Origin of the sequence: Brasilonema bromeliae SPC951, from assembly GCF_012912135.1 — a bacterium.
In the GTDB taxonomy this organism is placed as follows: domain Bacteria; phylum Cyanobacteriota; class Cyanobacteriia; order Cyanobacteriales; family Nostocaceae; genus Brasilonema; species Brasilonema bromeliae.
Genome location: NZ_QMEB01000308.1, coordinates 1 through 6403, shown reverse-complemented (window position 1 = coordinate 6403; position 6403 = coordinate 1). Strand labels below are relative to the sequence as shown.

The window sequence follows — 6403 nt, the reverse complement described above, 5'->3', positions numbered from 1 at the left end:
GGGGCTTCCATACTCCCGTGTGAATTAGCGTGACAATTCAACCACGAGATTGCTAGAAAGTACTCAAGATTTTCTCAAAAAAATTAGGTAATGAAATTCGCCCATATCCAGGCGAGCAAAATTGCTGTACTTGCGCCTATCAATGTGTTGAAAATATTCACCACTTCATTAGTAAGCCAGCTAAAGCGAGATTGCAGTGTTGCACCAATGACACTTTCTAAATTAGTGGCAATAAACGCCGCCACAACACACCAAAAGACACCTACCAAATCTATTAAACCCACTGTCCAGCCGAGGAATGCTTGAGCGAGTGACGCGATCGCACCAGCCAAAGTTCCCTCCAAGCTAACCGCGCCTTCTGTTCCCCGTGGAACTGGTTGTAGGGTAGTAATGAGAAAAGTGCTTTTACCATAAGCCTTACCTATTTCGCTTGCACAGGTGTCAGAAAGCTTTGTACTAAAACTCGCCACATAACCCAGTAACAATAGAGTGGCTGGTGTGGGATGTAAGTTTTGAGGTGTAGGAAGAATTCCCGAACTTGTCGCCCATACTCCTAACGCACACAAAGCCGCAGTTAAAGCAGAACCCCAGACATTTTCTGGACCTCTAGCACCAGAACGCTTTTCTGCAATACCTTGTGCTTCCTTCTGCGCCATACCTACGCGCGTAATCAAAGAACCAACAAGAAAGTAGAACATGACAACTACATATCCTTCCCACCCTAGTGTTGCCCAAATCAGGACACCAAGTAGCCAAGCATGAAAGAATCCAGCTGGAGTCAGCAGCTTTTTGGGAACAATCCAAGCTACCAGTAGTAGGACAAAGTTCAAGCCGACTCCAACTAGCCAAGGATTTAGAGAGTTTATTGAATCAAACATTGTACCAACTCATATTTCTTAGGAGTATTTTGTCAAAGTACCAATAGAATAACTAATTTAGAACAAGTTTGATTGCTACCTACAACTCCTTAGTCACAGAAGAGACAGTGATTTTTTTGTACTTCTTTCATTACGTATCTCAGTTCTCTGGGAATTTTCCAAAAGACCATAGCTTATCGGCAATGCAGGGAGGGAAGACTCAGGAATAAATTTTTTCTCCAGATGGTGAATTTTGAGGAACGCGGATTGACAAAAATCTTTTTACTACCTGAAGTCTTCTATTCTCTATCTTCTTCAAAGGGAGGAACAGCCCCTTGCCTTTTTCCTCGTTCTCTCCCGTCGAGACTACGTGTTTTATATTACAACTGTTCCAAAGACAAATTTTGTTAATTTTTCAGAGAAAACACTCTTAGAATGTATCAATTATATGAAGAAGCAGTAATATTTTTCTATTTTTTCAGTAAAATTCTACACAATCATAAATTTTGCCTTCAAAGTAATACGATATTATAAATGATGTAATATATACAAATGGTACACTCGTTAACCTATGTCAACGACTTTTTCTGAAAGCTCTCTAGAGACTGCTAAAAACTTAAATACAGGCGTTAATCCTCAAATATTTAGCGATACATTAAATTCCGGTCATAGCAATTTCTACAGCTTTAATCTGAAAGGTCGTAGTAGTTTTAACCTTGATTTTGAAGATTTGAGCGCCAATGCACACGTAGATTTGATTCAAGATCTAGATGGCAATGGTGTGGTAGATGACGGTGAAGTCATAAATAGCTCTGTTTTCAGTGGCGCGAAGCCTGAATCGATTAATCAAACTTTAGATGCAGGTTTGTATTATATCCAAATCTCTATTGATGAAGCTTTAGATACTGATTACAAATTGGCTGTTTCAGCAACGCCCATTGACTATGCTGGAGATTTTTTAGAAAATGCACGTCAAATTACTCTTCATTCCCAAGCAAAAAACTACAGTGATTGGGTAAGTATATCAGATACAAATGATTACTACAAATTTACACTGAAGACTACGAGTGATTTCAAGTTAGGACTTAGTGGCTTGAGTGAGGATGCACAGGTGCAATTGCTAGATGGCAATGGTAATACAAGCTACCATTACGTTGGCATCACAAATGAATCAATAAATCGTACTTTAGACCCAGGAACATACTATGTACGCGTAAATTCGTACGATAATAGTGAAACTTTCTACAAGCTAAGTTTGTCAGCAACTCCTGTATCCACTAGTGAAACAATACCGACTCCCAGTGATGGAGGCATATTAACCACCATATCAAACGGCGCACAACAGCTGATTGCCTCTGTTATTACATCTGTATTCCCTAATAGCAACACGCAATATTTTAAGGGAACTCTTCGGGCAGATAACTTTACTTATCAGTCTACATACAATCGGACAATATATTCTGGCAATGGCAACGTTGACTATGGTAGCGGAGGACGAGACTTATTGGATTTATCTGCATTTTCTTCCACACAAGCCACAATCAAGTTAGCCGACTCCACAGGAGGTGTCATGTATAACCCTGGGAATGGTACTCGCCTATTTGATACCATAACATTAAGCAACGGCAAAGAAATTTTGTTTGAGGGTATTGAAGCGATTAAATTTGCAGACAAAACAATCAACTTATCAGTGACACCTAACGACCCCCTGTTTGGGCAACAATGGAACCTACATATGATGGGTGTTCAAAGTGCGTGGCGTTTCACGACTGGTTCCAACAATGTACTTATTGGAATTGAAGATACGGGGTTGGCTGGCACTACTGCTAATCTTCACCCCGATTTTCGTGCCCTCTATACATTGCCGAACAATTACTTGGATGAAATGAGTAAGTTCATTGCCCACGGTACTGAAGTTCAAGGAGTGATTGCTGCGGCTAGCAATAATGGCGTGGGAATGAGTGGTATCAACTGGAATTCTGATGTTTTCCATATCGATGTTATGGGTGGTGACGCTGGGGATTATGATTTGGTTACTGCTACACAAGCATTGATTGATCAGGCAAAGAGTAAAAGTCAGCGTCTGGCAGTCAACCTCAGCTTGACTGGTGGTAGTTCACCACAATTTGAGCAACTGATTGCTAATAACCTAAATACAGCCTTGTTTGTGGTTGCAGCCGGAAATGGTAATAGCAATAGTCTTGAAAGTCCTGCCGACTTAGCGAAGAGGTATGCCAATGTTGTCGCAGTCGGTGCTTCTTGGGGAGTCAAAGACTGGAATAACAATCCAACAACACCTGGAACACGGATTTCCTATCAAGGAGGGTGGGGTTCCAACAAAGGAGATGGTCTGACTCTCATGGCACCATCTGAGTACCTGACAACCAATGCTATCAAGTCTTCTAATGGTTTTACGTTCGACTATGATCAACGTTTCAATGGTACTTCAGCAGGAGTACCAAACGTGACGGGAGTTGCTTCGTTAGTGTGGAGTCTGAACTCAAATCTCACTGCTACTCAAATCAAGACGATTCTGTCAGAAACAGCTTACGACTTGGGTGCACCAGGTTATGATACAGAGTACGGTTACGGGTTTGTGAATGCTGATGCTGCTGCTAGAAGAGCAATGGCTCTTGCACGAGGTGCAGCGTAATGACCGGAACTAGGGGAATAGGGGTGTAGGGGAATAGGGGTGTAAGGGTGTAGGGGTGTAGGGTTTGCCCAACCCTCCGTGTCAGAAGAAAATATGGTCAAAATCTAAGCTAAATCTACTGCAAATTTCCCTAAATTCTCCCTACGCCATTGAGCATCTGCTTTACGATTTGTCTGCAATTCTAAAACCCGAATTCCCTTGCTTGGTAGTGGGTTTAATCTTGAGAGTAACTGTTGCCAAGAAGTTATCAATTCATGCTCAACACCATAGGTAGCAGATAGTTGAGCAAAATCAATATCTTGGGGAGTGGCAAAAAATTCTTCAAATGGTGGCTCAAATTTGGAAATAGATAACATTTCAAAAATTCCACCACCATTGTTGTTAATTAACACAATTGTTAGATGTCCGACAAATTTCTTTCTCATTAAAAAACCATTTGTATCGTGCAATAAGGCTAAATCACCTGTCAACATGACACTGCTTTGTTGGCGATGGGCAATTCCTAAAGCTGTGGATAATGTGCCATCAATACCATTCGCACCTCGGTTGAAAAAGGGTTGCACTTGTGAGTGAGTCGGTTTCCAAAAAAATTCAACATCCCGCACCGGCATACTGTTAGCAATAAAAATAGGTGTTCTTGGTGGTAAAGTCTGAGAAAGTAACCAAGCTGCTTTGCTTTCAAATAACTCCTCTATTGTTGTCAAAGTTTGGTCAACAGTTGCTCTGACTTTTGCTTCTATTGCACACCACAATTGGAGATACTCAGAAGAAGATGGGGGAGATGAAAAAGATGACGGGGATGAGGAAGTATTTTCTCCCCAAGTTACGCATCTGCCCAATTCTTCTATACTTATGCGTAGATGAGTTGTTCTCCCGTGCAGAGGGTCGAGGTTTTGGTCGCTAGGGTCAATGATCCAGCGTTGTGCTTGGGTAGAAGCTAACCAATTACGTAATTCTTTACTGGTGGGTATTTCACCAATTTGAATCACGACTTCTGGTGCTAGCTGTTTTGCTAATTCCTGATTCCGTAAAATCAAGTCATAGGTGGAAATAATATAAGGATTTTCGTCAGCATAGTTTCTGACTGGGGAGAGTCCTTCTGCCAAAACTGGAAATTTTAAGGTTTTGGAGAGTTGGGCGATCGCACGACAATACTCCTCTGGTCTTTGCGGTTGACCAACACCAGCGATGATAATTCCCCGTTGAGTTTTTAACCACTGTTGGAAAGGAAGATTTAAAGAACTGGGGAGATAGAGAGATGGAGAGATGGTCGTTACCCCAGAGAAAAAGTCTTCTGTGTCAAATTCGGACTGTAACAATTGTAATGAAAGTGCATACAACATCTCTACATCGGGGATGGGTGCAAGAGGGTCGCGAAAGGGAACATTGAGATGCACTGGTCCCGGTACGGGAGTTTGGGAACGTTCCCATGCATGAATCATAGTTTGCCGCAGATAAGCAAGCATTTGCATATCCACAGAGGGAATAGCTAACTCTGTCTGCCAGTTTGGATAATTGCCGTATAATTTTAACTGGGTTATGGTTTGTCCAGAATGGCAATCTCGTAACTCAGGCGGTCTATCTGTGGTGAACAGCAACAGAGGTACACGACTTTCTTTTGCCTCAATCACCGCTGGGTAAAAATTCGCTCCTGCTGTTCCAGAGGTACAAACAACGAGTGTGGGGCGTCCGGTTGCTTTTGCTTGACCTAAGGCAAAAAAGGCTGCGGAACGTTCATCAAGAATGGAAATTGCCTCAATATCAGGTGATTGTTGGGCAAAGGCGACTGCTAGAGGTGTGGAACGGGAACCCGGACAAATCACAACACAAGTCAATCCTAGGCGTTTTAATGTCTGGGCAGCAATCGACGACCATACTGTATTAATGTTTCTAAAATCAATTACCATTAACCTTGAAAGTCCAAAAGTCCTGAGTTTTCAGTTCAAACAGATATGCCAATAAGAGCGTGTCATTTTAAACTGATTGTCTGGTGAGTTATCTGATCATCCTAATTTTCTGGTATATTTCAACCAACCTTCCTATCGTAGATTAATCAGGAAAGCCAATGGGCTGTTAAATACTGAAAGTACTAACTTAGGACTATTTTTTATGGACTGCATTCATTTGACGGGAATTCGCTCATATGGCTACACTGGGTACCTGCAAGAGGAACAAGTGTTAGGACAATGGTTTGAAGCAGATGTCAGATTATGGGTAGATCTCTCACAAGCTGCTGAAACTGACGCGATAGAAAATACTATCGATTACCGTGGTACTATCAGTTTGGTGCAAAATCTGCTGAAGACATCAAAGTTTCTTCTGATAGAACGCCTAGCAGGCGCTATTGCAGATTCTATTTTGGCATCAAGCGATCGCGTGGTACAAGTTCAAGTTATTTTAAATAAACCTGCTGCACCCATTCCAGACTTTGGCGGCACAATCAGCATTGAATTAACTAGAACTAAACACGAGACATCCAATTCATAACTGAGACTGTATGTCAAGACTCCATTTTAATCTTCTGTATTTGCCAGCAAGGAAGTAAATCTTGTTAATTTCCTTGACATCTTCCCTCATCAACCTCGCGGTATGCTGAGGGATTCCAAGAGTTGCCCTTGAGAGTTTTGCTTCTTGGACTCTTAACTAGACTAGCAGCAAAACGCAGTATTTGTAGCAATCAGTTGAGGACTGGTTGAATTATTCTTTTCTCATACTTTATTATATCTTGGCACTTTGGCAGTTCCTTTCAGATATAGCTGCTATACATAGTATTAAATTTCAGTTATTAGCTTGCCTAAATATATACAAAACATGTGTCATTTTAAATTTTGGAGTGTATTTTTATACTTGTTTGCAGTAAAGATTTCAAAAAACTGTTCTATCTTCCTGTCTC

Annotated in this window: 4 protein-coding genes; 2 read left to right on the top strand and 2 right to left on the bottom strand. The window is 41.3% G+C overall.

Annotation, left to right across the window (positions count from 1 at the left end):
• Positions 1 to 83: 83 nt before the first annotated feature.
• Positions 84 to 878, bottom strand: coding sequence for a TIGR00297 family protein (locus DP116_RS26230; RefSeq protein WP_169157943.1), 795 nt, complete (start codon positions 876 to 878; stop codon positions 84 to 86).
• A gap of 550 nt (positions 879 to 1428) precedes the next feature.
• Here DP116_RS26230 and DP116_RS26225 point away from each other — a divergent pair.
• Positions 1429 to 3510: a S8 family serine peptidase gene (locus DP116_RS26225; RefSeq protein WP_169157942.1), complete on the top strand. Its 2082-nt coding sequence runs from the start codon at positions 1429 to 1431 to the stop codon at positions 3508 to 3510.
• A 104-nt stretch (positions 3511 to 3614) separates the two neighbouring features.
• On the opposite strand, the gene menD is transcribed toward DP116_RS26225, so the two are convergent.
• Positions 3615 to 5417: a 2-succinyl-5-enolpyruvyl-6-hydroxy-3-cyclohexene-1-carboxylic-acid synthase gene (gene menD, locus DP116_RS26220; protein ID WP_169157941.1), complete on the bottom strand. Its 1803-nt coding sequence runs from the start codon at positions 5415 to 5417 to the stop codon at positions 3615 to 3617.
• Between the two features lie 202 nt (positions 5418 to 5619).
• Between menD and folB the strand changes: the two genes are divergently transcribed.
• Complete coding sequence (folB, locus tag DP116_RS26215; protein WP_169157940.1) at positions 5620 to 5997, top strand: dihydroneopterin aldolase; 378 nt, start codon at positions 5620 to 5622, stop codon at positions 5995 to 5997.
• The last annotated feature ends 406 nt before the right edge of the window (positions 5998 to 6403 follow it).

Excerpts from the sequence above, each read along its gene's own strand:
- menD (WP_169157941.1), bottom strand. The coding sequence starts at position 5,417 with ATGGTAATTGATTTTAGAAACATTAATACAGTATGGTCGTCGATTGCT.
- DP116_RS26230 (WP_169157943.1), bottom strand. The coding sequence starts at position 878 with ATGTTTGATTCAATAAACTCTCTAAATCCTTGGCTAGTTGGAGTCGGC.
- DP116_RS26225 (WP_169157942.1), top strand. The coding sequence starts at position 1,429 with ATGTCAACGACTTTTTCTGAAAGCTCTCTAGAGACTGCTAAAAACTTA.
- folB (WP_169157940.1), top strand. The coding sequence starts at position 5,620 with ATGGACTGCATTCATTTGACGGGAATTCGCTCATATGGCTACACTGGG.